General features: G+C 76.0%; 1 protein-coding gene. It reads right to left on the bottom strand.

Annotated elements, in window-relative coordinates:
• Positions 1–65 precede the first annotated feature (65 nt).
• The coding region (locus LCE31_RS39745; protein WP_225023166.1) for a class I SAM-dependent methyltransferase at positions 66–1,162 on the bottom strand (1,097 nt) is incomplete at its 5' end.

Raw genomic sequence — 1,162 nt, 5'->3', positions numbered from 1 at the left:
GTCCGTGCGGGGTTCGCCGGGAATCCGGGGCGCCGTCGGGGTCTCGGGGCTTGTCATGGAGGGTCCTAGCCGTCGTTGGAGGAGGAGAGAAGAGGGATGGTGCGCGCGGAGACCGGGGCGCCCGGAGTGCCGGGACCGTCGGGGGCGGTCGGTGTATGCGGCAGATGGGGCCCGACGGCCTCGTCGGTCGTGTCCGGGGTCCGGGTGTCGGAGGCGTCCGGGGCGTCGGGCGCGGTCCGCGTACGCGGCAGGTGGGGCCCGGCGGCCTTGTCGGTCGTGTCCGGGGTCCGGGTGTCGGAGACGTCCGGGGCGTCGGGTGCGGTCCGCGCGTGCGGCAGGTGCGCTCCGGCGGCCTTGTCGGTCGTGTCCGGGGTCCGGGTGAGAACGGCCAGCGGGGGTGCTCCGGGCCGGGTGGGCAGGGTGCGTGCGGTCATGCCGGACTCGGCGACCACGTCCTTCAGCCCGAAGGGCTCCCAGCGGTGGGAGTCGTGCACCTCGCGCTCCGCCCGCGGGGCGCCGTCCCGGTAGACCCGCCAGGTGGAGTGCAGGCGCATCACGCCCTCCTCCGACTCGTCGGGTGCGCCGCCGAAGGACCACTCGTAGCGGTGGCGTCCGGCCGTGGCGGTGGCGAGCCGGGTCTCGGGCAGCGTCGTCGGCTCCTCGAACTGCATGAGTTCGACGATCACGAGCCCGCCGGGCGCCAGCCGCCGGGTCACCCGCCGCCACAGCCTGGCCCTGCCCCCGGCGTCGAGGTGGCCCAGGACTCCGCAGAGCAGTACGACGCTGATCCGGTCGGGCAGGTCGAGGCCCGGGGCGGCGTCAGCGGTGACGGTCACCCGGGACCTCAGGTCCTCGTCGCTGAAGACCCGGCTGGTCAGTACGGCCCGCATGCCGACGGACGGTTCGCAGGCGATGATCTCCACGTCCGGCCGGGCCCGGGCGACGGCCTCGGTCACCAGCCCGGTGCCGGCGCCGATGTCCACCACCGGTCCGCTGCCGAGGTCGGCGTCGGCGAGGAGCGCGGCGACGGCGGGGGCGCTCGCGGTCGCGGTGTGCTCGGCGGCGACCAGGTCGAAGAACTCGGCGGACGGGGAGTATCCGGCGGGGCCCGCCGGGCGGCCCTGCGCCGCTTCCGCGCGGCCGGATGGCGGGGCGGGTTTTG

The organism is Streptomyces sp. 8L (genome assembly GCF_020176795.1).
Classification (GTDB): Bacteria; Actinomycetota; Actinomycetes; order Streptomycetales; family Streptomycetaceae; genus Streptomyces.
This window is presented reverse-complemented; position numbering and strand designations above follow the sequence as displayed.